At 48.1% G+C, this 26,091-nt stretch carries 25 protein-coding genes; 17 read left to right on the top strand and 8 right to left on the bottom strand.

Annotated elements, in window-relative coordinates; all coding sequences use genetic code 11:
- Positions 1-72 precede the first annotated feature (72 nt).
- From ABJ081_05490 to pnp, 5 genes are all read left to right on the top strand, one after another.
- Positions 73-498, top strand: coding sequence for a hypothetical protein (locus ABJ081_05490; protein MEP6356115.1), 426 nt, complete (start codon positions 73-75; stop codon positions 496-498).
- A complete protein-coding gene (gene rbfA, locus ABJ081_05485; GenBank protein ID MEP6356114.1) occupies positions 495-899 on the top strand; it encodes a 30S ribosome-binding factor RbfA in 405 nt (134 codons plus the stop codon). The genes ABJ081_05490 and rbfA overlap by 4 nt, the downstream gene beginning before the upstream one ends.
- A complete protein-coding gene (gene truB / locus ABJ081_05480; GenBank protein MEP6356113.1) occupies positions 899-1,843 on the top strand; it encodes a tRNA pseudouridine(55) synthase TruB in 945 nt (314 codons plus the stop codon). The genes rbfA and truB overlap by 1 nt, the downstream gene beginning before the upstream one ends.
- A 21-nt stretch (positions 1,844-1,864) precedes the next feature.
- Complete coding sequence (gene rpsO, locus ABJ081_05475) at positions 1,865-2,134, top strand: 30S ribosomal protein S15 (protein MEP6356112.1); 270 nt, start codon at positions 1,865-1,867, stop codon at positions 2,132-2,134.
- 232 nt (positions 2,135-2,366) lie between these two features.
- The gene (gene pnp / locus ABJ081_05470; protein ID MEP6356111.1) at positions 2,367-4,484 is read left to right on the top strand and encodes a polyribonucleotide nucleotidyltransferase; all 2,118 of its coding nucleotides are present in this window, start codon (positions 2,367-2,369) and stop codon (positions 4,482-4,484) included.
- 224 nt (positions 4,485-4,708) lie between these two features.
- Here the strand turns inward: pnp and ABJ081_05465 are convergent, their stop codons facing one another.
- Positions 4,709-5,743 (bottom strand): LacI family DNA-binding transcriptional regulator, encoded by a 1,035-nt coding sequence (locus tag ABJ081_05465; protein ID MEP6356110.1) that lies wholly within the window; start codon positions 5,741-5,743, stop codon positions 4,709-4,711.
- Positions 5,744-5,895: 152 nt separating this feature from the next.
- Here ABJ081_05465 and ABJ081_05460 point away from each other — a divergent pair, with 152 nt between their 5' ends.
- From ABJ081_05460 to ABJ081_05440, 5 genes are read left to right on the top strand one after another with little or no spacing between them, the layout of a single operon-like run.
- Complete coding sequence (locus ABJ081_05460) at positions 5,896-7,419, top strand: tripartite tricarboxylate transporter permease (GenBank protein MEP6356109.1); 1,524 nt, start codon at positions 5,896-5,898, stop codon at positions 7,417-7,419.
- A complete protein-coding gene (locus ABJ081_05455) occupies positions 7,416-7,877 on the top strand; it encodes a tripartite tricarboxylate transporter TctB family protein (protein MEP6356108.1) in 462 nt (153 codons plus the stop codon). The genes ABJ081_05460 and ABJ081_05455 overlap by 4 nt, the downstream gene beginning before the upstream one ends.
- 49 nt (positions 7,878-7,926) lie before the next feature.
- On the top strand, positions 7,927-8,898 hold the full coding sequence (locus tag ABJ081_05450; GenBank protein ID MEP6356107.1) for a tripartite tricarboxylate transporter substrate binding protein: 972 nt from the start codon (positions 7,927-7,929) through the stop codon (positions 8,896-8,898).
- A 59-nt stretch (positions 8,899-8,957) separates the two neighbouring features.
- A complete protein-coding gene (locus ABJ081_05445) occupies positions 8,958-10,388 on the top strand; it encodes an aldehyde dehydrogenase family protein (protein MEP6356106.1) in 1,431 nt (476 codons plus the stop codon).
- Entirely contained in the window at positions 10,388-11,929 is a 1,542-nt protein-coding gene (locus ABJ081_05440; GenBank protein MEP6356105.1) for an AMP-binding protein, read from the top strand. The genes ABJ081_05445 and ABJ081_05440 overlap by 1 nt, the downstream gene beginning before the upstream one ends.
- A gap of 2 nt (positions 11,930-11,931) precedes the next feature.
- On the opposite strand, the gene ABJ081_05435 is transcribed toward ABJ081_05440, so the two are convergent.
- Positions 11,932-13,935 carry a DEAD/DEAH box helicase gene (locus ABJ081_05435; GenBank protein ID MEP6356104.1) on the bottom strand — a complete coding sequence of 668 codons (2,004 nt, stop codon included), beginning with the start codon at positions 13,933-13,935 and terminating at the stop codon, positions 11,932-11,934.
- Positions 13,936-14,369: 434 nt separating this feature from the next.
- On the opposite strand from ABJ081_05435, the gene ABJ081_05430 reads away from it, so the two are divergent.
- Positions 14,370-15,863, top strand: a complete 1,494-nt coding sequence (locus tag ABJ081_05430; GenBank protein ID MEP6356103.1) for an inorganic phosphate transporter — start codon at positions 14,370-14,372, stop codon at positions 15,861-15,863.
- Here the strand turns inward: ABJ081_05430 and ABJ081_05425 are convergent.
- Positions 15,802-16,269, bottom strand: coding sequence for an NUDIX domain-containing protein (locus ABJ081_05425; protein ID MEP6356102.1), 468 nt, complete (start codon positions 16,267-16,269; stop codon positions 15,802-15,804). The genes ABJ081_05430 and ABJ081_05425 overlap by 62 nt on opposite strands.
- 179 nt (positions 16,270-16,448) lie before the next feature.
- Here ABJ081_05425 and ABJ081_05420 point away from each other — a divergent pair, with 179 nt between their 5' ends.
- Genes ABJ081_05420 through ABJ081_05395 form a run of 6 tightly spaced genes read left to right on the top strand, consistent with a single transcriptional unit; the run spans position 16,449 to position 21,238 of the window.
- Complete coding sequence (locus ABJ081_05420; protein MEP6356101.1) at positions 16,449-17,177, top strand: 2Fe-2S iron-sulfur cluster-binding protein; 729 nt, start codon at positions 16,449-16,451, stop codon at positions 17,175-17,177.
- Between the two features lie 2 nt (positions 17,178-17,179).
- Positions 17,180-17,512, top strand: coding sequence for a succinate dehydrogenase (locus tag ABJ081_05415; GenBank protein MEP6356100.1), 333 nt, complete (start codon positions 17,180-17,182; stop codon positions 17,510-17,512).
- Positions 17,509-17,850: a succinate dehydrogenase, cytochrome b556 subunit gene (sdhC, locus tag ABJ081_05410; GenBank protein ID MEP6356099.1), complete on the top strand. Its 342-nt coding sequence runs from the start codon at positions 17,509-17,511 to the stop codon at positions 17,848-17,850. The genes ABJ081_05415 and sdhC overlap by 4 nt, the downstream gene beginning before the upstream one ends.
- 3 nt (positions 17,851-17,853) lie before the next feature.
- A complete protein-coding gene (locus tag ABJ081_05405) occupies positions 17,854-19,614 on the top strand; it encodes an FAD-binding protein (GenBank protein MEP6356098.1) in 1,761 nt (586 codons plus the stop codon).
- Complete coding sequence (locus ABJ081_05400; protein ID MEP6356097.1) at positions 19,611-20,594, top strand: fumarate hydratase; 984 nt, start codon at positions 19,611-19,613, stop codon at positions 20,592-20,594. The genes ABJ081_05405 and ABJ081_05400 overlap by 4 nt, the downstream gene beginning before the upstream one ends.
- A complete protein-coding gene (locus ABJ081_05395) occupies positions 20,537-21,238 on the top strand; it encodes a fumarate hydratase C-terminal domain-containing protein (protein MEP6356096.1) in 702 nt (233 codons plus the stop codon). The genes ABJ081_05400 and ABJ081_05395 overlap by 58 nt, the downstream gene beginning before the upstream one ends.
- A 3-nt stretch (positions 21,239-21,241) precedes the next feature.
- Here the strand turns inward: ABJ081_05395 and ABJ081_05390 are convergent, their stop codons facing one another.
- The 5 genes from ABJ081_05390 to ABJ081_05370 all read right to left on the bottom strand — a co-directional run bounded on the left by ABJ081_05390 (position 21,242) and on the right by ABJ081_05370 (position 25,919).
- Entirely contained in the window at positions 21,242-22,363 is a 1,122-nt protein-coding gene (locus tag ABJ081_05390; protein MEP6356095.1) for an alpha-hydroxy acid oxidase, read from the bottom strand.
- 45 nt (positions 22,364-22,408) lie between these two features.
- Complete coding sequence (gene comE / locus ABJ081_05385) at positions 22,409-22,972, bottom strand: sulfopyruvate decarboxylase subunit beta (protein MEP6356094.1); 564 nt, start codon at positions 22,970-22,972, stop codon at positions 22,409-22,411.
- A gap of 1 nt (position 22,973) precedes the next feature.
- Positions 22,974-23,471 carry a sulfopyruvate decarboxylase subunit alpha gene (gene comD / locus ABJ081_05380; protein MEP6356093.1) on the bottom strand — a complete coding sequence of 166 codons (498 nt, stop codon included), beginning with the start codon at positions 23,469-23,471 and terminating at the stop codon, positions 22,974-22,976.
- Between the two features lie 35 nt (positions 23,472-23,506).
- Complete coding sequence (gene hisD, locus ABJ081_05375) at positions 23,507-24,808, bottom strand: histidinol dehydrogenase (GenBank protein MEP6356092.1); 1,302 nt, start codon at positions 24,806-24,808, stop codon at positions 23,507-23,509.
- 91 nt (positions 24,809-24,899) lie between these two features.
- The gene (locus ABJ081_05370) at positions 24,900-25,919 is read right to left on the bottom strand and encodes a LacI family DNA-binding transcriptional regulator (protein ID MEP6356091.1); all 1,020 of its coding nucleotides are present in this window, start codon (positions 25,917-25,919) and stop codon (positions 24,900-24,902) included.
- Between the last annotated feature and the right edge of the window lie 172 nt (positions 25,920-26,091).

The following is a 26,091-nucleotide window of genomic DNA, read 5'->3' as shown; positions in this document are numbered from 1 at the left end:
AATTCCTCAGTGTGATTGATTGTATTTGATTTTCTGCGTCGCCCTTTTGTTTTTCGTGTTGGATTTGAAGCGATGAAACTGGCTGTAATTAAAAAAGCGATCATCAGCATTATGCTGACACTGATTGCGACGCCGGCTTTCGCGATTGCTTGTCAAAACACGCGTCCAAATTGGAATGAGGCTGATGGCCCCATGACAATGTTGGGTGAAACTTGGCATATCATGTCAGGCTCCGGCGTGATTGGGCTTTTTATTATCATGATACTGGCAGCTCGTTTTCAAAACCTTTGGTTTACTCTTATTATTGCGGCATGTGCATTAGGCACGGCCTTCTTATTTTTTAATGCGTGGAGTGCCGCTGACGCTACAAGTACCATTGCAGCCTCTATAGCCGAAGGATGCGTGGGGGCACCTTATGGTGGCATCAGTGTTTTGATTTTTGCTGCTTTTTTACTTATCATTTGGCAGTTTTTTGGACCGAAAAGGCAACAGACATGAATGCGCCTAAAATGCCATCACAGCGCCAGTTGCGCATCGGTGAGATCATCCGCAAAGCCTTGTCTGAGAGCTTGACGCGCGGTGAAGTGCGTGACCCTGTTTTAGAGACGAGTGTTGTCTCTGTTTCCGAGGTGAAAATGTCAGCGGACCTTAAAATAGCGACCGTCTATATTGCACCGCTTGGACCGCAAGACATAAAAGCAATTGTTAAAGCGCTGTCTGAGAATGCGAAATTCTTGCGCGGCCGTATTGCTAAGGCACTTTCACTCAAATATACGCCAAATCTGCGCTTTCAAGTGGATAATAGTTTTGATGAATATGCCAAAGTGGATGCGCTGTTGCGCTCGCCTAAAGTCGCCCGCGATCTTGAGCGCCAGACTGGATATGGAGACGAGGATTAATGACTCGTCGCAAGAAGGGGCTTGATACGAGCGGCTGGGTTATTTTCGATAAACCGCTTGAAATGACCTCGACACAAGCTGTTGGCAAACTGAAATGGCTCTTTAACGCTAATAAGGCCGGACATGCCGGAACCCTTGATCCTTTGGCGACAGGTCTATTGCCGATAGCATTGGGAGAGGCAACTAAAACCGTACCTTTTGTCATGGACGGTGAGAAAATCTATCAGTTTACAGTGAAATTCGGCGAGGAAACCAATACTGATGACACTGAAGGCGAGGTGACGGAGACGTCCACACACCGCCCGAGTGACGCTGAAATTGAAGCCGTTTTACCTAATTTCACTGGCGATATCATGCAGGTTCCACCAGCCTTTTCCGCTATAAAAATTAATGGCGAACGCGCTTATGATAAAGCACGCAATGGCGAAGAGGTGATTCTGGATGCGCGGTCAATATCGGTGCATTCTCTCACATTGATTGAGCGGATAGACGACGATCAGGTGACTTTTGAAGCTGAGTGCGGAAAAGGTACTTATGTGCGGGCGCTGGCGCGCGATATGGCGCGCCAATTAGGTACATTTGGCCATGTAACAGCTCTTCGTCGGGTTGTTGTTGGACCTTTCAACGAAGAAGACATGATTTCACTGGAATTTCTTGAAGAATTGCGTCATAAGACACCGGAATTCACTGAAATGGCTCTTAACGGTCATTTTGATGATGTTCTCCTTCCTGTTCAGACCGCGCTGGACGACATCCCGGCGCTGGCCGTGAACAGTAAGGATGCGGTACGCCTCAAAAGAGGCCAGTCCGTTTTGCTTCGTGGACACGATGCACCTTTAATTTGTGACACCGTTAGCGTGTCGTCGGGCGGTTGTCTGGTGGCGTTGGGTGAAGTGGATAAAGGCACGTTGAAGCCGAAGCGTATTTTTAATCTTACCCGGTAAGGGTCAACAAAGGAGTACCCGATGTCGATTACTGCAGAACGGAAGCAAGAGCTTATCAAGGAATACGCAACCAAAGAAGGTGACACAGGCTCACCGGAAGTACAGGTTTCTATTCTCACAGAGCGGATTGTAAATCTCACAGATCATTTTAAAGAGCACGGCAAAGACAATCACTCCCGTCGCGGCCTTTTGAAGATGGTGAGCCAGCGTCGTCGTTTGCTCGACTATTTGAAGAAAATAGATGAAGCACGTTATGCTGCCTTGATTAAAAGTCTCGGCCTGCGTCGCTAACACAAGATTATGGTGGCGCTCTATGAGTGTCACCACTCTATCGGCGGTCTGTTTTACAGTCTGCCACATTATGCGGACATGCTCATGGCAGGATTGCCAGCGGCTTTACCCAATCAAAGCCCCTCGTTGTCTTGTCCATGACATGCCGCACCACTTTAAAATTGCGTAACGATACGCAAACCCCAAGCTGACCATGAGGGTTGTGCAGGGGGATATGTATGAGGACAAGAAGTTGTTTGATATCCACGAAGTAGAAATAGAATGGGGCGGTCGTCCGCTCAAATTAGAGACGGGTAAAGTTGCCCGTCAAGCCGATGGCGCTGTTTTGGCGACATATGGTGACACAACAGTGCTTGCAACCATCGTTGCAGCCAAAAAGCCAAAGCCCGGCCAAGACTTTTTCCCGCTGACAGTAAACTATCAAGAAAAAACATATGCAGCTGGTAAAATTCCTGGTGGTTTCTTTAAACGCGAAGGCCGCCCAAGCGAGAACGAAACACTGACATCTCGTTTGATCGATCGTCCAATCCGTCCGCTTTTCGCGGAAGGCTTTAAATGTGACACGCAGATTATTTTGAGTGTTATGTCGCATGATCTGGAAAACAATCCTGATATCGTGGCATTAGTCGCGGCTTCTGCAGCATTGACCATTTCCGGTGTTCCTTTCATGGGCCCAATTGGTGGTGCGCGTATTGGTATGATTGACGGCGAATATGTGTTGAACCCTACTCTTGATGAGATGGAAGACACAAACCTTGATTTGATCGTTGCCGGCACATCAGATGCTGTGTTGATGGTTGAATCAGAAGCACAAGAACTGGACGAAGCAACCATGCTTGGTGCAGTGAGCTTCGGTCAAAAAGAATTCCAACCTGTTATTCAGGCTATTATTGATTTGGCTGAAAAAGCGGCTAAAGCCCCGCGTGAATTGATCGTTGAAGATCACTCTGAGCTGGCCTCTAAAGTTATGGGCCTTGCAGAAAAAGGCCTGACGGAAGCTTATAAGATCACCACAAAAATGGAGCGTAAAGACGCTGTTGATGCGGTGAAAGCAACGGTGATGGAAACATTGGCTCCTGCTGATGCCGAAGACGCGCCAGACAAGGTTCTCCTTGGCGATCTGTTCAAGAAAGTCGAAGGCTCAGTTGTTCGCGGTAATATCTTGAAAACAAAATCACGCATCGATGGTCGCGATTTGTCGACTGTTAGACAAATTGAATCTGAAGTAGGCGTTTTGCCTCGCACCCACGGTTCTGCGATTTTCACCCGTGGTGAAACACAGGCATTTGTTGTGGCCACTCTAGGTACAGCTGATGACGAGCAGTTCATTGATGCGCTGGAAGGTACACGCAAAGAAAACTTCCTTTTGCATTACAACTTCCCTCCATTCTCGGTCGGCGAAACAGGCCGCACAGGCTCTCCAGGCCGTCGTGAGATTGGTCACGGCAAGCTTGCATGGCGTGCAATCCACCCAATGCTTCCTGAACATCACGAGTTCCCATACACATTGCGTGTTGTGTCTGAGATCACTGAATCAAATGGTTCATCGTCCATGGCGTCCGTTTGCGGCACATCCTTGGCGTTGATGGATGCGGGTGTTCCTTTGAAAAAACCGGTTGCAGGTATTGCAATGGGTCTTATCAAAGAAGGCGACGACTACGCTGTTTTGTCTGATATCTTAGGTGATGAAGATCACCTTGGTGATATGGACTTTAAAGTAGCTGGTACTGAAGACGGCATCACATCTTTGCAGATGGACATCAAAATTGATGGCATCACAGAAGAGATCATGCAGGTAGCACTTGACCAAGCCAAAGGCGGTCGCTTGCATATTCTTGAGTGCATGACTGAAGCACTTTCCTCATCACGCGATAGCGTTGGTGAATTTGCACCACGCATTGAGATGTTGAAAATCCCAACCGATAAAATCCGTGACGTGATCGGTACAGGCGGTAAGGTTATTCGCGAGATCGTCGAAAAAACCGGCGCAAAAGTGAATATCGAAGATGATGGAACCGTGAAAATTGCCTCTTCCGATGGAAAAGCCATTGACGCCGCTATAACATGGATTAAATCAATCACGAGCGAACCTGAAGTGGGTGAAATCTACGAAGGTACAGTTGTTAAAACAGTCGATTTTGGTGCTTTTGTTAATTTCTTCGGCCCGAAAGATGGCCTTGTTCATATTTCACAGCTCACCGATGGTCGTCCTGAAAAAACAACGGATGTTGTTAAAGAAGGCGACAAAGTGAAAGTGAAGCTCATGGGCTTTGATGAGCGCGGAAAAGTGCGCTTGTCCATGAAGGTTGTTGACCAAGCAACAGGTGAAGAAATTAAAAAAGAAGGCTAATTTACTTCTCATATGATTTTGAAAAAGCCGGTGTTCTGACGCCGGCTTTTTTATTTCGAGGCTGCTTATTCCTCTACACGCGTTAGTGATAAAGCGTTTATTGATGTTAAGCGGTATAATTCACATATTAATGGCAGAGGTTATACCCTGGCCTCTATACGGGAAGGTCTTGTTGTTATGCCCCTCAGCAGGCCTTCCCAATTATTTTTTCAGATAGATAAATCTTAAAGTTTATATATGCCTACAGACCCGCGCTCTACCAATCGTGCTGGTAGTAACGTGCGTTGTGGTTCATCAGACTGTATCTGTCTGCCTAAGCCGCAAAGCTGGTCAGCGGCTATCTCTCCGATACGACGCGCCGGTAATCGGAGCGTTGTCAGGCCTGGCTCCATATGAGCTGATCCTGTAAAATCACCGATACCAATAATTGAAATGTCATCAGGAATATGAAGGCCTAAAACCTGGCAGGCATAGATGGCGCCTTGCGCAATAATATCATTGCCGCAAACGAGTGCGCTTGGCGGGTTTTCTTGCAAAAGCTTAATCACAGCTTTCTTTGCAAACCCAATATCATAATTGGTTGCAATTAATCGGTCAGGGCTTAGCTCCTGTTCTGATTTATTGAGCCCCGCCAGTGCGCCTTGAAAGCGATCATGGGCGCGGTCGTTTGAACGGGTAGGGGGGAATAAAAGCGCTATATCTTCATGCCCGCGTTGAACCAGATAACGAGCGACCTTAAACCCTGCATCATAATTATCGGCTCCAACGCACGGTATGAATGAATCGGCGCGGTAATTCCATGCCGCTAGAACAGGAACATGCCTTGTGCTCAGCATTTCAAGCGAGGCTTGATTATGTTCAAGACCGATCATCGCGATACCGTCAATTCTGCGTTCAAGTAGTGAGCGAATGATGGCCACTTCCAATGATAGATCATATCCGTGAGCCGCAATCAGCATGATGCGGTCATGGAGCCTCAGCCGAGCAGAGAAAGCCTGTATGAGTTCGGCAAAAATAGCATTATCGATTGTGGGCACGACCAAACCAATTGTGCCGGAAAACCGATTATGCAGACTGCCTGCCACTCTGTCACGAATATAGCCAAGGTCTTCTGCTGCTTTTTCGATGCGGAGCCTTGTTGCTGATTTAACAATATCAGGTGAATTGAAATATCGAGACACTGTGGCGGGCGATACTGCTGCGCGTCTTGCAACCTCTACTATGCCAGGCGCCCCTTTGCGGGATCTCGTCCGTCTCATTAGAGCATCCACTTATAATTTTCTTCTTGTATTTTCTTATCATACCTCATAATGAAAACGTTTGCATTCTTATTTTCATTGGATAAAGTTGAGCATGTTGGAGGTGAGCGTATGTTCCCTGTTGCATCGCTTTGGGAGGAGCATAAAGAAACATGGAATTTCTTGGGTATTTTGGTGGCGTATTCGAACCTATATCGCTGATGTTGTTGTTGGGGGGCACAATCGGCGGTTTAATATTAGGGGCCACACCGGGGTTATCCCCGACGATGGCAGTTGCGTTGCTAATTCCCTTTACATTCCATCTCACCCCAACACAGGGTCTTATTCTACTTGGTGCCGCCTATACATCCACAGTAGCGGGTGGTGCGGTCAGTGCCATATTACTTAAAATTCCTGGAGCGCCAGCCAATATAGCAACGGCGCTCGATGGTAATGCCATGGCCAAAAACAATGAAGGTGCACGGGCACTGCATTTGTCTTTTTTATCGTCCGGCATTGGCGGTGTTATTGGTGTTCTGCTGTTAATCTTTCTAACACCTGTGCTCGCCGAGTGGGCACTAAAATTTGGACCGTCGCATCTGTTTTGGATTGCTATATTGGGTGTCACCGTGATCGGCTCGCTCGATTCAAAATCCTTTGTAAAAGGATTGTTGTCCGGCTGCATCGGTCTTTGGCTTTCAATGATCGGCTATGATGAAATTCAAGGAACTGAGCGCTTCATATTCGCAGATGCACTAACCGGCGGCATTCATATTATACCGGCCCTGATTGGTCTTTTTGCTATTCCCCAAGTGATGGAAATGCTTTCCAAGGGACGCAATAAAGAGAAAGTCGAGGCTATCAAAGTTCCAAAGCATGCAGTAATGGATTCAGTGCGTGAGATGACGCGTTCCCCGCGCCCTCTTACCATCGGAACAATCGTCGGCTCTATTGTTGGTTTGATACCAGGTGTCGGTGGGCAGATTGCCGGTCTTGTTGCTTATGATCAGTCTAGGAAGTTTTCACCTGAAAAAGAGAAATTTGGCACAGGTCACCCAGAAGGCCTTATTGCTGCAGAATCGGCTAACAACGCGATGGTCGGCCCCTCGCTTGTTCCTTTACTAACACTCTCGATCCCAGGAAGCCCAACCGCTGCTGTTCTCTTGGGTGGTTTGTTGATCCATGGCATTTTCCCTGGTTCAGATATCTTCGAGAAGCATCCAGAGGTGGTTTGGACTTTCATCAACTCCATGTTGATTGGTCAGGTTTTGATGGTGATTTTTGGTATTTATACCGCCGCATGGGCCGCACGTATTGCTAAGGCACCCATTCCCATCATGGCCGCAGGCGTGATGGTGCTTGCCGTTTTTGGTTCTTACTCCGTGCAGCAATCGATGGGCGATGTACACATCATGCTGGCGTTGGGTGTTGGTATGTTCGTACTTGAAAGATTTGGTTTTTCAGCGGCACCACTAGTCCTCGGTCTTATTCTTGGCCCCATTGCGGGAGACTATTTCACCAATGGTTCATTGATTGCAGCAGCGCAAGATGGTCCATGGGTCTATTTCTTCACTGGTTCCCTCAATATTGTTTTAATTGGACTTGTCGTTGCCTCAGTTGCTTATTCCTTCTGGACTAATATGCTGCAAGGCAAGCAAACTCAAAAACAAGCTGTCACTATGGAGGGCGCGGAATGACCATCTCTCGCCTTCAGCATATCATTCCAGCTGGTCTGGTCTTTCTGCTTGCAGCCGTTGTTACATGGCTGAGTTTTACCCAACAACCGGTTGAGTCATTTCTGTTTCCGCGCGTGATATCGGTCGCATTTATTATTCTTGCCTTGTGGAATTTGATCAGGGCGGGTGCGGGTATGTCTCGTGTAGGTGGGGGGCTATCCTTTGACACCATGCTGAAAATAGCGCCGGGCCTTATTATTGTCTTGATTTATGTGTTTTTCGCAGCAAAAGAGCTGGGTTTTTATGTTAGCTCAACGCTTGTCTTTTTTGCTGTTTATTCGTTTTATGATCCTGTGCCAATTTCCAGCATTAAAGACTGGTTTAAACGGATTATGATAACGGCAGTCTTTATGGCTGTCATTTATGGTCTCTTTGCTCTGACCTTACAGGTTCAGACGCCAAGAGGTATTTTTATCTGATTTCTCATGATTCACCATGAGAAACTATGATTATTGGGAGGAAGTAATAATGAGAAAACTTTTAAAAACAGCAATGCTCTCTGTAGCAGCTCTAGCTGTTGGCGTGACTGCTGCGCTGGCAGAAGGATATCCGGATCGCCCTATAGGTGTTGCCGTTTCATACGGGGCAGGAGGCGCTACTGATTTTCAAGCGCGGATCGTCACTATGGTTGCTGGCAATGAGGATATGCTTGGCCAACCGATTTACATCTTGAATAAACCAGGTGCTGGTGGACGCAAAGGCTGGAACTGGTTCGCAACGGAAGCAGAAGCTGATGGCTATACAATGTCAGCGTATAATGTGCCGCATTTCATTGCTCAAGGCATTAAGGGCGGCGTGAAATATAGTGCTGACTCGTTTGAGCCTATTGCAAACTGGGGTGCCGACCCAGCTGTTGTTGTGGTTGGTAAAGACAGCAAGTTTAACACAATGGCTGACTTGATTGCTTTTGCTAAAGAAAACCCTGGCAAGACAACAACATCAGGTGCTGGTCTATTCGTGGGTCACCACATCGCAGCCCTGCAAGTCGAAAAAGCTTGTGCATGTAAGCTTGCTTATATCCCGACTAAAGGGGGTGGCGCTGCTGCTATGAAAGCTGTGATCGCTGGTGAAGTTTTGGCAGGTATCAACAATCTGTCTGATGCTTTCCGTGCGCGCGAAGCGGGTAATGTGAAAATTCTTGGTGTTGCTGATCTAGAGCGTAATGCAGAATTTTTGCCTGATGTCCCAACGCTTAAAGAAGGTGGCCTCGATGTTGATAATGCATCCGTCAACTTCCGTGGCTTGATGGTGCCAAAAGGAACCCCACAAGAGGTGATCGACAAATTGGCCGCACAGGTTCCAAAAATGTTTGGTCACAAGCGTGTAACTAAACGTATGAAAGCAGGCGGCTCTCCATTGAAAGTGATGGATCGCGCAGCTGTTCAGGCCATGTGGGCAGAACGTAAAGCAACCTTGGCTGAGCTTTTAAAAGGTCTCTAGCCATCTATGTCGGGTGAGGGATTGTCCTCACCCGACATTCAACGAATGGATATTAAAGAATGACGGCACAATTAGCTCAAACTGATCTCTCTCCAGACGAAATCATTGTCGATGAATTAGTGGTGCGAGCGCGCAAAGCACAAGCTGCTTTTGAAAAGAATGCCGATCAGGAGCGCTATGACCGCGCAGCACTAGCTGCTGCATGGGCATTAATGGAACCAGGCCGCAATGAAGAGCTGGCAGCCATGGCTGTTGAAACCACTGGCCTTGGCAACGTCAAAGACAAAATCACAAAAAATCACCGTAAGACTTTAGGCGTTCTACGAGATATCAAACATTCAAAAACCTGCGGTATTATCAGTGATGACGCAGCAACCGGCATCACCGAGATTGCCCGGCCTAAGGGTGTGGTGGGTGCGGTTGTCCCGTCAACAAACCCTGTTGCGACGCCCACCAATAATGTCGTGAACTCTCTAAAGTGCGGAAACGCCATCATTCTTTCGCCCTCACCCAAAGGGGTCAACGTTTGCGAAAAGTTGCTGGGCTACATCCATGCCGAATTTGACAAGGTCGGCATTGACCGCGATCTTGTGCAAATGATACCCGCGCCTGTATCCAAAATTCGCGCCCAGCGTCTTATGGAAACTGTAGACGTGTTGGTGGTGACTGGTAGTCAAAACAATGTTCACCGCGCCTATTCATCTGGCACACCGGCCATCGGTGTTGGTGCTGGTAATGTGATGGTCATCGTTGACGAGACAGCAGACCTCAATGAGGCTGCCAGAAAAATCACGGCCTCAAAAACATTTGATAACTCCACTTCTTGTTCGTCAGAAAATGCGATTGTCGTTGTTGATGCGATATTTGACGATCTGATGGTAGCGCTTGATGCTGAGGGCGGCAGGCTCTTGGATCGTGCCAATGACAGTAAACTCAAACATGCTTTATTTGGTAGCGGTCATCTCAACAGAGATATGCTGGCGCAAGACATCGATAAGGTGATTGCGGTGGCGGACATAGAAGTGAGTAATCCGCAAACCGCAAAGTTCTTGATGATTGAGGGAGAAGGAGTGGGGCCGAATTTTCCTGAATCTGGAGAAAAGCTCTCTCTTGTCGCGACCGTTTACCGTGTCAGTGATTTCAATGCTGCCCGTGAACTTGCAACAACTATATTGGCGCACCAAGGTGCGGGGCATTCCATTGGTCTGCATTCATCGAATGATGAACGTGCAGTCGCGCTTGGTCATGATATGCCTACATGCCGTGTTATCGTCAATCAGGCGCATAGCTTTGCAACCGGTGGATCGTTTGATAACGGCATGCCATTTTCACTTTCCATGGGCTGTGGCTCATGGGGTGGAAATTCCATCGATGATAACTTCAACCACCAACACCTGATGAACATCACAAAAGTCGTTCGCGCTATTCCGGCCAATGAGCCGAGCCTTGATGAGATTTTTGGCGGTTACTGGGAAGAGGCAGGGAAGTAATGGGTCAGCCATTTGATCCGCAATCTATTGCAGGTCTATCCGTCCGTGATGTTATCGACAAATGGGCGAAGACTAAACCAGATAGTGCGTTTGTTATTGATCCAAAAACAAATGAAAAACTGACGTTTAGTGACTTGCAACGCGATTGTTCGGCTTTTGCCGCTAATCTTGCCGCAAAGGGTATGATGCCCGGCGACAGCATCGCTTATGCAATGGGCAACGGGTTGAATGTGATACGCACAATCTTCGGCACCCTTTATGGCGGCTATCTGGCAACGGCGGTTAATCTCGTTTCCGGCCAAAATACGATCGCTCATGTGTTGAGCCATTCAAACGCTCGGCTTGTTTTTGCTGAGGAACAAACTGTAGAGCTTATGCAAGGTGTCGTGGATAAATGCGACGGATCAGATGGTGCATTGAATGTACCAATTATGAGTATTGACCCGTCATGGTTTGCATCGACGCAAAGCGACCTATCTGAGCTAAATAGTGAGCAAGATGGACTCTTGATGTATACTTCCGGCACAACAGGCGTGCCCAAAGGCGTTGTTCATTCCCACGCCTCTCTGTTGGCTGGTGGCTGCAACACAGCACTTGCTCATCAGCTGTGTGAAGAAGACAGCACGCTATGTGTTTTGCCTCTTTATCATATCAATGGTCTGTGCGTGACATTGATAGGTACATTGATTTCCGGCGGTTGTATTGTGCTGCCGCGCAAGTTTTCGGTATCAACATTTTGGCAGCTTTTACGTGACCATAAATGCAGTTGGTTTTCACTGGTTCCGACTCAGATTTCTTATTTGCTGCACGAAGCAGAAACCAATGGCCATGACCACGTGGGACTGGAAAATCTGCGCTTCGGGCGTTCGGCCTCGGCGCCACTAGCACCTGATATTCATCAGGCATTTGAGACCAAATTCAATATCAAAATAATTGAAACAATGGGATTGACTGAAACGGCGGCGCAAATTCTTTCTAACCCGATTGATGGTATATGCAAAATTGGCTCGCCCGGCATTGCATTCGGTAATGAGGTGATCATAGCCGATGAAAAGCAGATCGAGTGCGCACACGGCGAAGAGGGCGAAGTGATTGTGCGTGGAGCAAACGTCATGCGCTTTTATCGCAAAAACGAAGAAGCAACGATGGCCTCACTGACTGATGATGGCTGGCTTCGCACGGGCGATCTTGGTCGAATGGATGATGACGGTTACGTGTTTATCACAGGACGCTTGAAAGAGCTTATTATCAAAGGCGGAGAAAACATTGCACCACGCGAAGTTGATGAAGCGCTCTACTCTCACCCTGACGTGATTGAAGCCGCTGCCTTTGCCCGTAGCTGCCCTCAATATGGGCAGCGCGTCGAGGCAGGCGTGGCCGTGCGGGAAGGATCAGCATTGACGTCAGATTCACTCATCGGTTTGTGCCATGACAAAATCGGACAGTTTAAATCTCCAGAGAAAATTCATTTTTTCGCTGAATTGCCAAAAGGCCCTTCAGGAAAGATACAACGGCTGAAATTGTCTGAAATTACAGACTAAGGTTACTCTGATTTGTTCTTCGGTTTCTTGGGTTTTTTGGGCCGCTTTGGCTTCGATGGCCTTTTCAGCGGTGAGTTGCCGCCAGTGTCGCTAGATTTGGCCGTTTTGTCCCAAACCTTGTTCTTTTTAGGTGCGTTGCCTGCGCGCTTGCCTGCTGCTTTTCTTTCTGCTCTTGAACCGTCCTTATTGGTGGAGCGTGCAGGCTTATCTGTACGCGCTGACTTGCCAGCTCCCTCATTGTTATCCTGACTTTCAAAAGGCTTGCGGTTGCCTGGTTTTTTACCGGCATATTTTTTCGAGCGGCGATCTGATCTGTCGTTCTTTTTAGGGCCATCTCTACCATTTCGCTTATTTGAGCGGCCTTCTATTTTTGGGGCACCATCAAGGCGTTTCACCCTGATGTTGCGTTCCATCGTCTGATTTTTTCCCAGTGCACTGAAAAACTCATCAGCATTCTCGGCATTCAGTTGAACGAATGTTTCCTCAGTCTGCATAGTGATTGCACCGATATCGCGTTTGGTAAGATTGGCGGCGTTGCAAATCATGGGAATCAACCAGCGCGGTTCCGCATTTTGTTTGCGCCCCACGGAAAGAGAGATCCACACACTGTTTTCAAATTCAACGCGCGGGCCGCGTGGTTCACGTGCTTCGCGAGGGTTGTCTCGTCCTTTGGAACCTTTGGGCGCTTGCGCTGACACATTTTGCAAATCTTCCGGTGCGGATTGTCCAGCTTTGTTGAGGCGCAGAAAAGCGGCGGCAATTTGTTCGGGGGAATGATCGGCAAGCAAACGCTGCGCGAAGGATGTTTCGTCATCAGTTAATGGCGCCGTTAAAATCGGATCAGCCAACATACGCTCTTCGTCGCGACGGTTCACATCATCAGCCGAAGGTGGAGTGGTCCATGTTGCGTCGATTTTGGCAAAGCGTAAAAGTCGTTCAGCACGTCCACGCCCTTTATTATCTACAATAAGCGCACTTATTCCTTTGCGCCCCGCCCGACCTGTGCGGCCGCTGCGATGGAGCAGCGTATCTGGGTTTGTGGGCAATTCGGCATGAATAACCAATTCAAGTTTAGGCAAATCAATGCCGCGTGCAGCAACATCAGTCGCGATACATACCCGTGCCCGACCATCCCGCAGCGCTTGCAGCGCGTGAGTGCGTTCGTTTTGGCTTAATTCACCAGACAGAGCTACGACTTGAAACCCTCTGTTATTAAATCGAGCAACCATACGATTGACGGAGGCGCGGGTGTTGCAAAAGACAAGTGCATTTTCCGCCTCATAATAACGCAGTACATTGATAATCGCATTTTCGCGTTCACGCGGAGCGACGCTGAGCACGCGATATTCGATATCGATGTGCTGTTTTTTTTCTTCTGATGTTGTAACCCGCACAGCATCGCGCTGATAGCGCTTGGCAAGTTTGGCAATAGTCGCTGGAACCGTTGCCGAGAAGAGCAGTGTGCGTCGCTCTTCTGGTGTGGCCTCTAAGATGAATTCAAGATCTTCACGAAACCCAAGATCCAGCATCTCGTCGGCTTCATCAAGAACAACGGCTTTAAGATGTGATGTATCAAGGCCGTTGCGTCTAATATGATCGCAAAGGCGACCTGGCGTGCCGACAACAATATGTGTGCCACGCTCTAAGGCGCGACGCTCAGTGCGAGCATCCATACCGCCAACACATGAGGTGATGACAGCACCGGTATCACCATAAAGCCAATCAAGCTCACGTTTGACCTGAAGGGCTAGTTCACGCGTGGGGGCAACCACGAGTGCGAGCGGCTTATCAGCGCGGGCAAATCTTTCTTCATCAGCTAAAAGAGTTGGTGCAATGGCTAAGCCAAAAGCCACGGTTTTGCCCGAGCCAGTTTGGGCAGAGACAAGCGCATCTGCATTGGCAAGTTCAGGGGCAAGAACAGCTGCTTGAACAGGCGTAAGCGCGCTATATCCGCGTTTTGCTAACGCTTGACCAAGCGCTGGTGCGACACCTTCAAATTCGATCATAAATGCTCTTTCAAAAGGGGCATGCCTAAATGGTTAGGACCAGAAAGGTTAAGGTTTGAAATGTTTATTGGCAGCTTTGGTTCTCAATGGAGGAAGAAAAGTGAGCCGCGTGATGCAGCGACAAGGCGCTTTATGGTCTCAATAGGTGGTAATGTGTGCATTGTATAGGTCTGAATAAAATAATTTCAGCATTAGTATGAACACCCATGTCTTGAGACATGGAATCATTCGTAGAGATTCAGTTTCGTTCACCACGTTTTCAGATCATGGTCTTGTTTTCTGGGTGTTAAGGTTGGTGGCGACAGGTCATATTTACGGCTGAACTATGGATTTCCACAGAGTATCGCATCTATCTTCTTATATTTGTTGTTTTAGTGAGGTATTGACCTTTTCATTTGCTAATGTCGCACTTCATTCAAGGGACGTGAATTTAAATGGCTGAGATACCTAAGAAACCTGAAAATCGATATATCAATGACCTTCGTCGTCTAGATTTCAGTCAATCAGTTGCTCTGAAAGTGCGCGGAGCAATCGCGCCAGTTGGCTTATCGCTTATTTTTCTTGCAGGTATCGCATTGTTTGCAGGCAGCGGCTTTACCGGACTTGGTGAAGAGGCGCTTTTGATCGCAGTTGCCGCTGTCATTGGCGGCTATATGGCGATCAACATCGGTGCGAATGATGTTGCCAATAATATGGGGCCTGCTGTCGGTGGTAAAGTCCTTACGGTTTTTGCAGCCATCGTTATTGCCGTAATCTGTGAGAGCGCAGGCGCCTTGTTGGCAGGTGGCGATGTGGTGAGCACGATTTCAAAGGGGATTATCACACCCAATGAAGATATCGCGGTTGTCGATTTTCGATTTTTAATGTTGAGCGCTTTACTCGCCGCGGCTTTATGGATCAATCTTGCGACCATTTTGGGCGCGCCTGTTTCAACAACCCATTCCATTGTTGGTGGCGTGTTGGGTGGTGGCATTGCTGCTGCTGGTTTTGGGCTTGTAAATTGGGTGACCATGTCAAAAATTGCCGCCAGCTGGGTTATCTCACCGGTGTTCGGCGCCGCGGTTTCGGCCCTTTTACTTCTTTTTATTAATGTCAGAATTTTTGATCAAAAAGACAGGGTTGCCGCAGCTAAGCGTTGGGTGCCGATTTTGATTGGTCTTATGGCAGCAGCTTTTGCAGCCTATATGGCAATGAAGGGTCTCAAGAAAATATGGAGGCCGTCGACAATTGAAATTACCATTTTCTCATTGGTGGCCTTCGGTGGCGCTTTTTTGTTGGCAAAGCCTTATATTGCAAAATGCGTAGTGGGCATGAATAATGATCGAAAGGGTATCAACTCACTTTTCAATATACCGTTGATCGCTGGTGCCGCTCTTCTTTCTTTTGCCCATGGCGCAAACGACGTGGCTAACGCAGTTGGACCACTGGCTGCGATAGTTTCAACGGTTGGCGAAGGCAGCGAAATTGCCAGCAAAGTATCTATTCCACTATGGGTTATGGTGATTGGTGCTTTTGGTATCGCGCTGGGGCTTGGTCTTTTTGGTCCCAAACTGATCGCGATTGTTGGTGAAAAGATCACACGGCTTAACTCGCCTCGCGCTTATTGCGTGGCTTTGTCAGCGGCTGTCACTGTGTTGATTGCTACCACGCTTGGGCTTCCGGTTAGCTCAACGCACATTGCTGTTGGTGCAGTGTTTGGTGTTGGTTTCTTGCGAGAATTCACAGAAAATCCCAATCGTCGAAAACGCCGCGCAACTTATAAGCTAAATAAGACGGCCGATGATGCTTTTGCAACGAATACGGTTCGAGGAAAAAGACGGCTTGTACGTCGTAGATTTGTGATTTCGATCGCGGCAGCTTGGGTGATTACCGTACCAGCTTCAGCGCTTCTTTCTGCTGCAATTTATAATCTTCTGCAGCTTCTATAATCCACGGCTGCAATTTCTCAAAACGTTGGAGAAGATTAAAAAAGTCCTCGCGATAAACAATTTTTTTTGCGTCCTCAAACAGTGTCCAATGACGCTCTCTTTTCTTGCGCTCAGGCCATTTTGATACCTGTTCATGAACTAGAAATGGATAATATGTGACCACAATGTCTTCAAGGCCTTGGTCTGTCTGACGGCTTATGACCGTCGTGATGGCAAAATCACTTAACACGGTTCCATGCACACCGGCTTCTTCAAAAGCTTCGCGCGCACAGGCGTCCTCATTGGTCTCGTTTTTCTTTTTCCAACCTTTAGGCAATATCCAGCGCCCTCGTGTTTGTGAGGTCACAAAAAGCAACGCCATATCGCCGCTTCTTATATCAAATGGTAAGACTCCAACTCGATGCATCAATATGCTCATTTTTATAGTTTATCTAAGGATGATTCGCACATCATAGTATTTTTACGTTAAATCGCAACTCTACCCCCTTCATGTGGGTTGAGTTTGCATAATAACAAGTACTATTCCTTGGGCAAAATCACAGCTATAGTCGAGGACGTTATTAATCGTGTTCAGTGGAGTATGTCTTGTCTAGCGATGCAGAATTTTTAAATGTCTCTGTGTGGCGCGGTGATGAAGTGTCTGGAAAATATCAGACTTTCAAAGTTCCTGCTCTCGGTAGCCAGACAGTATTGGATGTTGTCGCGTGGATACAGCAGAATGAAGATCCAACATTATCCTATCGTTTTGCTTGTCGTGTCGGCATGTGTGGATCATGCGCTATGATGGTCAATGGCGTGCCGCGCTGGACATGCCGCACCCATATTTCAAAAGTTACGCAAGACGATAGTTTAGAAATAGCACCATTGCGCAATTTGCCAGTGATCAAAGACCTTGCAACTGACATGGATCCATTTTTCGATAAATGGGTTGAGGCCGAAGGCCTGCATCATCCCTCTAAAACGCGCCATGATCCGATTGAAGCAGTTGATCCGAAAAGTGCGGCGCGCGCCGAGGCCGATACAGGGATTGAATGCATCAATTGTTCTATCTGTTATGCCTCTTGCGACACGGTAGCGGGTAATGCAGATTATCTCGGCCCTGCCGCTCTTCAGCGCGCATGGACGCTTTATAATGATGAGAAAAATGAAAGCCGCCAATTTATTCTTGATGCGGTATCGGGCAAAGGCGGGTGCCACAATTGCCACAGTCAGGGCAGCTGTTCTCTCCATTGTCCAAATGAATTAAACCCGATGAAAGCGATTGCCGGTTTGAAAAAAGCAACAGCCAGCACCTTCTTTACGAGGGGGAAATAGCCATGTTGGATATCCGCCTCTATATGCTGCAACGCATAACTGCGCTGATCATGGCGCCACTAACCATCGGTCATCTCGCTGTGATGATATATGCGATCCAAGACGGCTTGAGTACGGGCGAGATTTTAGGGCGTACACAGGGAAGCATTTTCTGGTTTTTATTCTATGGCAGCTTTGTTGTTGCGGTCTCCATTCACGCGGCAATAGGCCTGCGCGTTATTGTGCATGAGATGACGGGTTTAAAAGATATTCCTTTGCGGGCTTTCACATGGGGTGTGGGGCTTTTGCTCCTCGCCATGGGGATGCAGGCTGTCATGGCGGTGACGCTGTCATGATCCGTCCACACCGCTCTCACCCTCTATGGTATGCCTATGCTTTACACCGCATATCTGGTCTTGGTCTGGCGCTTTTCCTACCTTTGCATTTCTATGTCTTGTCTAAAGCATTGACCGCGCCCGATGAGCTGGATCAATTTTTACAGCTGGCGGAAAACCCACTGGTTAAGCTAGTGGAATTCGGTCTTGTGTTTGGTCTTGCCGTTCATATGTTTGGCGGCCTGCGGCTTATTGCGCTTGAATGGCTCCCATGGTCGAGTAAACAAAAAACGATGGCGGCTTTGGCTATCGCTGTTTCGTTTTTAATTTCCAGCACTTTCTTTTTAAAGGCGATTTGACCCATGGCAACGCATGATATTGAAAGACATGACACAGATATTTTGATCCTTGGGACGGGTGGTGCTGGCATGTTTGCAGCCCTTCATGCTCAGCAATCTGCACCCAAAGGCACGAAGATCACAATTGCGGTAAAAGGGCTAATCGGAAAGTGCGGCTGCACTCGCATGGTGCAAGGTGGTTATAATGTCGCGCTGGGTGGCGGTGACACAGTTGAGCGCCATTTCATGGATACGATCATTGGCGGCAAATGGTTGCCTGATCAAGATATGGCTTGGAAGCTTTGCGAACAGGCTGTTGTGCGTATTCGCGAACTGGAAAATGAGATTGGCTGCTTCTTTGATCGTAATGCCGATGGTTCCCTGCATCAAAAAGCCTTCGCGGGGCAGACCGCTGACCGGACAGTTCACAAAGGTGATTTGACGGGTATTGAGATCATCAGCCGATTGATGGAACAAGTGCTTGCTCGGCCCGTTGAAAAACTTCAAGAACACCGAGCCATAGGTTTAATTCCGACTAAAGACGGCAGCGCACTGGCTGGTGTTTTATTCATCGATATGCGCACAGGTAAGTTCAGGTTCGTGCGGGCGAAAACCGTCTTGATGGGAACGGGTGGTGGTCCCACCATGTATAAATATCATACGCCTTCCGGTGATAAGACAATGGACGGTCTTGCCATGGCTTTGCGTGTTGGTCTTCCCTTGCGCGATATGGAAATGGTGCAGTTCCATCCAACCGGATTGCTAGCGGGTGATCATACAAAAATGACAGGAACCGTTTTGGAAGAAGGCTTGCGCGGGGCAGGCGGGCAACTTCTCAACGGGGCTGAAAACCGTTTTATGTTTGATTATGACCCCCTTGGTGAACGTGCGACACGCGATGTTGTTAGTCGTGGTATTTATGCAGAAATGAAGAAAAACAATTCGTCCCAAAACGGCGGCGTTTATATCTCCATGGCGCATCTTGGCGTTGAAAATGTCCGCCAAAAATTCAAAGGCATGGTCAAGCGCTGCGCTGACAGTGGTTTTGATCTGGCCGGTGGCTTGGTTGAGGTCGTGCCGACCGCGCATTACTTCATGGGCGGGGTGGTCGTAGATGTTGATGCACGCACGGCAATGGAAGGTCTTTATGTCGCAGGCGAAGACGCTGGCGGCGCGCATGGCTCTAACCGTCTTGGTGGCAATGGTGTTGCCAATTCCACGGTCTATGGTGGAGTAGCTGGTGATGTGATGGGTAAAGATATTCGCTCAATGGGCGCTTTGCGTGATGCGGATGAAAGTGTTTTGAGTGCCGAGGTTGAGCGGGCTTGTCATCCTTTCTCAAAGAAACCAGCTAATGTTCAAAAACTGCGAATGGCATTGCAAGAAGCGATGTGGGATGATGCGGGCGTGATCCGTAACAAGGTTGGCATGGAGCGTGGAATTGCGCGAATTGAAGAAATCAAAGCGGAACTCATGGAGATTGGCGTTGCCTCAGACAATCTTGCCTTTAATCTGACGTGGCATGATTGGCTCAATATGGCGAGTTTGTGTGATGTATCCGATGTCATAGCGAGAGCGGGTATTGAGCGCGAAAATTCACGCGGCGCGCATTACCGCGAGGATTTTCCTGATAGCGGTGCTATGGAAAGCTCTTATTATACGGTCGCGCGCAAAAATGGTGATACAGTTGATGTGACACGCGAAGATGTCCAATTTACAATCGTCAAACCGGGGGAGACCATTTTGCCCTCTAGTGAACCTGAAACTTTGGTGGCCGCACAATGATCTCGATTGATTTAATTCAAAGCACAGCAGAAGTCCTGATGGATAAGGCCGCGATTGAGATACCGCAAGATTATCTGGATGGTCTCAAGAGCGCTGCAAAGGTTGAGGATGGTGATCTTTCCTCTTTCGTACTTCAGGCAATGTTAGAAAACTATGAAGCCGCCAAAGAAGACCGCCGCGCTATGTGTGGTGATACAGGTACGCCGCGCTGGTATGTTAAAATGGGTAATGAAACTCAAGTGGAAGGCGGGCCAATCGCGCTTGAAGCGGCGTTGCGGCGCGCAACAGCCAATGCCACAAATGGCGTGCCACTACGCCCTAATCGTGTGCACCCTTTGTGGCGCACGGACCATGACAACAATGTTGGCATTGGCGCGCCAGAAATTGAATATGGCTATGAGCCGGGCGGTGAATGGATTGATCTCATCACGGTTCATAAGGGGGGCTTGTTTGGTACAGACTACAGAATGCTTTTTCCCTCCGACGGTATTCAGGGCATCAAGCGCTTTTATCTCGATAGTCTTGTGGCTTTTGGCAAGCGCGGCTTGGCCTGCCAGCCAGCCATTATAGGCATCGGGCTTGGCGGCTGCAAAGACACCTGCATGGTGCTTGGCAAACGTGCTGCTTGTTTGCGCACTGTTGGCTCTAAAAATTCAGACCCTAAAATTGCCGAGCTTGAAGACGAGTTAAAAGAATTGGGCAATAGCATCGGCATGGGCGCGATGGGCTTCGTCGGCAAGTCCATGGTGGTCGATGCGCACATTGAGGTGGGCTATTGCCATACGGGCGGCATGCAGATGTCGGTCCATGCTTTTTGTCTTTCATCGCGCCGCGCTGTGGCGCGCGTTTATCCAGATGGGCGTGTCGAATATCGCACAGACCCTGACTGGTTCACCGATTATCAACGCAGGGAGACTGTCGAATGGGAGATGCCACCCCTAGAACAGCAGGAACAGATAAATACAGAAAAATCCGCCTGAGCACGACGCCAACGCCTGAAGCCCTAGCCGAGCTTCGCATCGGTGATGTGGTTTATCTAGATGGCTTGATTTATACCGCCCGTGAGGGTGTTTATATGCGTGCACTTGAAGATAAGGCGAATATTCCAATGGAATTGCCAAGTGAGAGTGCCGCTAATTTCCATTGCTCGCCCGCAGCGCGCATCAACGATGACGGCACCTATGAGCTTGGTGCCGTGACGGCTACAGCCTCCTTCCGTTTTTCAAAGTGGATAGGCGAATGGATGGCTAAATCTGGCGCGAAGCTCATTATCGGCAAAGGTGGTATGAGCCCATCAGATTACAAAGAACATTTTGTGCCCAATGGCGCGATCTATTTAACGACCGTGGGCTATGGCACGGGCGCGCTTTTGGGGCGTGGTGTGAAGCGGGTGAAAACGGTGCACTGGAATAAAGAACTTGGTATTGCGCAAGCTATGTGGGTTTTAGAAGCTGAAAACATGGGCCCGTTTATTGTGGAAAGTGATCTCGCAGGTAACAGCTTGTTTGAGCGTGAAAACAAGAAGATTTCAGAAAACCTAGACAAAGTCTATGAAGGCACAAAACCTGCGACCCTCAAGCGGTTTGGTGAAACGGATGATAAGTCTGATGAATTGATCGGCTGATGTTTAATCAGCGACGATCACATCGTGAGTAACGGCGTTGATGTCTGATAGGCCCAGTTGAGCTAGAGTTATGCTCGTTTCTGTTGCCAGTACGTCTGCCATCTCGGCAACGCCTTTGGCACCGGCAGCTGCCATAGCAAACGAAAAGGGCCTACCAAGAAAAACGAAATTAGCGCCCATGGCATAGGCTTTGATAATATCATCGCCACTTCGAATGCCGCTGTCAAAAAACAAAGGATAGTCATCACCAATAGCTATGCGAATGGAGCGCAGGGCATGGATCGGGGTAGGGGCGCTATCGAGCTGTCGCCCGCCGTGGCTTGAAACCTGTATAGCGTCAACGCCCATAGCGCGCATTTTTAGCGCATCTTCAACATTCAAAACGCCTTTGACAACCAGATTACCTTTCCAGCCATCGCGAATTTTTTTAAGTAAATCCCAATCAGCGCCAGCACGGCTGCTGGTGCGATCAAATTCGCCGTATTCCCCACCAAAATTGGCAAGCTGTGGTCGGCCTTGAAGGAGTGTTGCAAGCGACCATCGTGGATGGAGTGCAAAATCAAGCGCTTGGCGAGGTCCCATTTTGAACGGCATTTTAAATCCGCGCCTGAGTTCGCGCGGCCTGCGCCCAACTTCTGGCACATCAACAGTCAGAATAAGTGTTCTGTAACCAGCGTTTTCCGCACGTTTGATGAGCGCATTGGATGCATTTTCATTGCCGCTGAAATAAAGCTGGAACCATGCATTGCCTTTTGCCGCCATGCCTAATTCTTCAAGCGATGTGGATGAGGCGGTGGAAACTCCAAGCGGAATCGCGTGCTTTGCAGCCAAACCTGCAAAGGCTTGATCTGTTCCTGGGCCCGCGAGATTACACATACCCATCGGGCTGATGCCAAAAGGCAGGGCAGATTTTTTATCAAAAACATCGACGCTTAGGGAGCGGTGTTCGACATTATTCAAAACACGGGGCATCAGGCGAATGGCGCGTATTGCTTCGCGGTTTAACGCCTCGCCATAGCCTTCGCCTGCCGCGCCATCGATATAGTCAAAAATCATGCCCGGCAAACGCCGCTTCGCGATCAGCCGAGCATCTAGGCAGGAATGAAGTGTCGGGTTAGTGAACATCGGTTTCCTGCGTTTTATTCATTCGAGAGACCTTTAAGCGAGTGCTTACTGGTTTTTGCGAGCCACTTCTTGCATAAAGCGGTGGCGTATAACGGGCGCATCGAGTTCAATCACCGGTACGGGGATATTGCCAGATTCGCATTTGCAAATGATGATGGCCATTTCTTCCCCAGCAAGGGCACCCTTCATCACATCAGCAGCGTCTTCTGCTTGGCATTCGATGACATTTTCACAACCGCAGGCGCGCGCGACTTCTGCTAGAGATGTTTTCATGCCTGCATAGGTTGGCTGATCACCAGTTGATCCGTAACTGCCATTGTCGACCACGAATAAGATATAATTATTAGCAACATTATTGGCGATTGTTGGCAAAGTTCCAAGATTGGTCAAGACAGACCCATCTCCATCAATGGAAATGACCTTTTCATTCTGCGCAAGCGCAAGTCCAAGCCCAATGGATGAAGAAAGCCCCATCGTGCCAAGCATATAAAAATTTGTGGGCCGATCGCCCATCATATGCAGTTCCTGACTTGGTAGGCCGATGTTGCAGACAACTAATTCGTCTTCAATGACAGGAATAAGGTTTTTAATGATTTCACTGCGGATCATATCAGTATCCTCCCCAAAAATTGGAGTCTGTTAAAATGGCTGTTGGCTTACGGCTCATGAAGGTGTGGTTCAAAATACTGTCCAACTCCTCCACATCATCAGGTTTATGGAAATGATATGTCTGAATATTCATTTGGCTCAAAAGGGCCTTGGTATGAACCGCCATTTCGACCTGACAGGCAACGCGCTCACCAATTTCGCCGCGATAGCTGATCAGCATCGGTAGGGGTATATTGTAATATTGGATCAAGGTAGCCAATGTATTGATGGTGACACCAATTGCCGTGTTTTGCATGATGATTGCCGAGCGCTTGCCGCCCATATAAGCCCCAGCACATAACCCCATGCCTTCATCTTCTTTGTTTGATGGCACATGCATAATAGCATCGTTTTTCTCGATACCTTCAATGACACCAGCTAACTGCTTGCAAGGCACAGTTGTCACGAATTCAACTTTGTTTTTTACAAAGCTGTTCAATATTTTATCATTTACTGTCACGTTAAACTCCTAGCCTTTAGGCCATCAAAACAGATTTAAGGTTGTAGATCGAATGTTTCGCCGGGGAAATACTTTTTTAAACGGATGTCAGCTGTTCGTGCATGGGCTTCCATGCCTTCAAGTCTCGAGATACGTGCCGTAGCCTCAGCGATCGGCTTGGCACCCTCACGGGTTGCTTTTTGCCACGTGACGATCTTCATGTACTTGTGAACTGAAAGACCACCCGTATATTTTGCAGCCTGCGAGGTTGGCAAAACATGATTGGTGCCAGAAGCTTTATCACCAAAGGCAACGGTTGTTTCTTCTCCAAGGAAAAGTGAGCCATAACATTCCAGACGCGCAAGCCACCAGTCTAGGTCTTCGGCCTGCACGGTCAAATGCTCAGGGGCATATTCATCTGATTTAGCGGCCATAGCATCACGGTTGGAGCATAAGATAACCTCAGCATAGTCGCGCCAAGCAGCCTCCGCATTTTTAGCATTGAGTTCTGGTAGATCAGCAATCAATCGCGGAACAATTTCAATTACTTTTTCTGCGAGTGTTTGATCATCGGTGACCAACCAAACAGGTGAATTATATCCATGCTCAGCCTGACCAACCAAGTCTGCAGCAACCATCTCAGCATCGGCTGTTTTATCTGCCAAAATAAGACTGTCGGTTGGGCCAGCAAACATATCAATACCGACACGTCCAAATAAGATACGTTTGGCTTCCGCAACAAATTGGTTCCCTGGACCAACGAGAATATCGGCTTTGGTGAGGCCAAAGAGGCCAAATGTCATTGCGGCAATTCCTTGAACGCCGCCTAAGGCTAAAATCTTATCTGCACCACAGATATGGGATGCATAGATGATGGCAGGGGCAATGCCTACATCAGGTCGTGGAGGTGAACAGGCAATAATGTTGCTGCATCCGGCAACCTTAGCCGTTGTCACAGTCATAATGGCAGAGGCGATGTGGCTGTAGCGCCCACCGGGTATATAGCAACCGGCGGTCTGGCAAGGAATGCTTTTTTGGCCAGCGATGAGGCCTGGCACAATTTCCACCTCAATATCTTTGAGTGTAGCTTTTTGAGCTTCAGCAAATTTGCGAACATTGTCGTGGGCAAATTGGATGTCGCTTTTCAACTTTTCAGGAACAAGTGCAATTGCTGCTTCAATTTCTTCGTCAGTAACAATTAAATTGCCAGTATATTTATCAAACTTAGCCGCATATTTAAGCGCTGCTTCATCACCACCAGCTTCGATCTCATCGAGGATGGTTTGCACTGTCTCGCGAACATCACTGGTATCGCTTGAAGGCTTTAATGTGGACTTCTTAAGGTAGGTATAGGTCATAATACTTTTGCTTTCATATTAAAATGTAAGCTATTACATTATGGTTAGTTACAGTAAAAAATATGAAGATGCAAGAGGCAGATTGGTTGTACTAGTTTGTTAACGCAGTCAGTGTCGCGCGTTCGACAATATAAGTATCAAGTTTGATATGATGTGGGCCGGTGCTCTCTTTTACCATTGAAAATAAAGTTTCAGCAGCAATGCTGCCCATATCACGGTGTGGCACATGAACGGTAGTTAATGCAGGATTTGTGACTGTCGCTAATTCAATGTCATCAAAGCCTGTGATGCAAATATCATCAGGCACGCTTAACCCAGCTTCTCGGGCTCCCTGCAAAGCTCCAACAGCAAGCACATCATTGCCCCCAAATATGACGGTAGGACGCGCGTTGTTTGCGATAACATCATGAAAGGCTTTACGCCCGCATTCTATCGATTGATTGGTTTCTATGATTGGCATGGAATCAGGATCTATGCCTGCATCTTTAAGGGCATCTTTTGCCCCTAAGATACGGTTATGCGCCCGGTCGTTCATGCGGGTCTTGGCCGAGATATAAGCAAAGGAACGATGGCCCAGCTCTATAGCTTTTTGAGCGAGCTGTTTCATAGAGGAGCGATTATCAAAACCAACATAGGAGTGTGACTTGTCGCTCGGACATGCCCAAGCGATAACAAGGGGGATATTGCGGTCAGACAAAAATGAATAAATCTCAGGGTCGCGCTGTGTGCCGATGAGCATTAATCCATCAGCGCCACGCGCAATCATCGTTCGTATCTGATGTTCTTCTTGTTCTGGGTCATATGATGAGCTTGCAACAAGCATGGTTGCATTATGATTGTGCAGTGTTTGCTGAAAAGCCTCTATGCCACGCGCAAAAATTGCATTTTCCATCGTCGGGATAACAACGCCATAGGTATTGGTGCGATTGGCAGCGATAGCTCGCGCACCAAAATTCGGACTATATCGTAATTGCTTTACAACCTCTAAGACGCGTTCGCGCGTTTTGGCAGATACTTTGTGCGGTTCATTAAGGCAGCGTGACGCTGTAGCGGTAGAAACCTTTGCCGCCTTTGCAACCTCTTCTAATGTTGGCAAGTTGCGTTTTATCAATTGATAGCCCCTTCAAAATGAAGCATGTTTTTTAGGGGGCATATTGAGTTACCTGCCCTTTGAATCAAATGTAGCATAATATGTTGTGACTTGTCAGACAAAATGTAATGGCTTACATACATGAATGCTGACTATGAATGCACGATCTACTTTAGGGTAGCGCTATTGACTA

It is taken from the genome of Hyphomicrobiales bacterium (assembly GCA_039989895.1).
Lineage (GTDB): Bacteria > Pseudomonadota > Alphaproteobacteria > Rhizobiales > JACESI01 > JACESI01.
Note: the sequence above shows the minus strand (reverse complement) of the source record. Positions and strands in the feature narration are given on the sequence as shown.

Bases quoted from the DNA above. Each gene is read 5' to 3' on its own strand.
- ABJ081_05430 (MEP6356103.1), top strand. From the start codon at position 14,370: ATGGCTGAGATACCTAAGAAACCTGAAAATCGATATATCAATGACCTT.
- ABJ081_05455 (MEP6356108.1), top strand. From the start codon at position 7,416: ATGACCATCTCTCGCCTTCAGCATATCATTCCAGCTGGTCTGGTCTTT.
- ABJ081_05395 (MEP6356096.1), top strand. From the start codon at position 20,537: ATGGGAGATGCCACCCCTAGAACAGCAGGAACAGATAAATACAGAAAA.
- ABJ081_05415 (MEP6356100.1), top strand. From the start codon at position 17,180: ATGTTGGATATCCGCCTCTATATGCTGCAACGCATAACTGCGCTGATC.
- hisD (MEP6356092.1), bottom strand. From the start codon at position 24,808: ATGACCTATACCTACCTTAAGAAGTCCACATTAAAGCCTTCAAGCGAT.
- ABJ081_05390 (MEP6356095.1), bottom strand. From the start codon at position 22,363: ATGTTCACTAACCCGACACTTCATTCCTGCCTAGATGCTCGGCTGATC.
- rpsO (MEP6356112.1), top strand. From the start codon at position 1,865: ATGTCGATTACTGCAGAACGGAAGCAAGAGCTTATCAAGGAATACGCA.
- ABJ081_05440 (MEP6356105.1), top strand. From the start codon at position 10,388: ATGGGTCAGCCATTTGATCCGCAATCTATTGCAGGTCTATCCGTCCGT.
- sdhC (MEP6356099.1), top strand. From the start codon at position 17,509: ATGATCCGTCCACACCGCTCTCACCCTCTATGGTATGCCTATGCTTTA.
- ABJ081_05450 (MEP6356107.1), top strand. From the start codon at position 7,927: ATGAGAAAACTTTTAAAAACAGCAATGCTCTCTGTAGCAGCTCTAGCT.
- truB (MEP6356113.1), top strand. From the start codon at position 899: ATGACTCGTCGCAAGAAGGGGCTTGATACGAGCGGCTGGGTTATTTTC.
- ABJ081_05490 (MEP6356115.1), top strand. From the start codon at position 73: ATGAAACTGGCTGTAATTAAAAAAGCGATCATCAGCATTATGCTGACA.
- ABJ081_05435 (MEP6356104.1), bottom strand. From the start codon at position 13,935: ATGATCGAATTTGAAGGTGTCGCACCAGCGCTTGGTCAAGCGTTAGCA.
- ABJ081_05460 (MEP6356109.1), top strand. From the start codon at position 5,896: ATGGAATTTCTTGGGTATTTTGGTGGCGTATTCGAACCTATATCGCTG.
- comE (MEP6356094.1), bottom strand. From the start codon at position 22,972: ATGATCCGCAGTGAAATCATTAAAAACCTTATTCCTGTCATTGAAGAC.
- ABJ081_05405 (MEP6356098.1), top strand. From the start codon at position 17,854: ATGGCAACGCATGATATTGAAAGACATGACACAGATATTTTGATCCTT.
- rbfA (MEP6356114.1), top strand. From the start codon at position 495: ATGAATGCGCCTAAAATGCCATCACAGCGCCAGTTGCGCATCGGTGAG.
- ABJ081_05445 (MEP6356106.1), top strand. From the start codon at position 8,958: ATGACGGCACAATTAGCTCAAACTGATCTCTCTCCAGACGAAATCATT.
- ABJ081_05400 (MEP6356097.1), top strand. From the start codon at position 19,611: ATGATCTCGATTGATTTAATTCAAAGCACAGCAGAAGTCCTGATGGAT.
- ABJ081_05465 (MEP6356110.1), bottom strand. From the start codon at position 5,743: ATGAGACGGACGAGATCCCGCAAAGGGGCGCCTGGCATAGTAGAGGTT.
- ABJ081_05425 (MEP6356102.1), bottom strand. From the start codon at position 16,269: ATGCATCGAGTTGGAGTCTTACCATTTGATATAAGAAGCGGCGATATG.